A 210-nucleotide genomic window follows, 5' to 3' on the forward strand; every position below is an offset into this window, starting at 1 on the left:
GGTGACAGAAGAGCCGAACGTGCTTGAAAAACCAGAGGTAACAGAAAAACCGGAAATTCATGTAGATCTAGAGGAAGAACAGATAGAAGAAGAAACAACAGAAGACTTGAAAGAGCTAGAGAAACCAGAAGAACCAAGGGTGACAGAAGAGCCGAACGTGCTTGAAAAACCAGAGGTAACAGAAAAACCGGAAATTCATGTAGATCTAGA

At 41.9% G+C, this 210-nt stretch carries 1 pseudogene; it reads left to right on the plus strand.

The window, feature by feature from the left end:
• Positions 1 to 210, plus strand: a pseudogene (locus BAQ48_RS26070) (LPXTG cell wall anchor domain-containing protein); the annotation flags it as partial.

Source organism: Bacillus luti, assembly GCF_001884105.1.
In the GTDB taxonomy this organism is placed as follows: Bacteria; Bacillota; Bacilli; order Bacillales; family Bacillaceae_G; genus Bacillus_A; species Bacillus_A luti.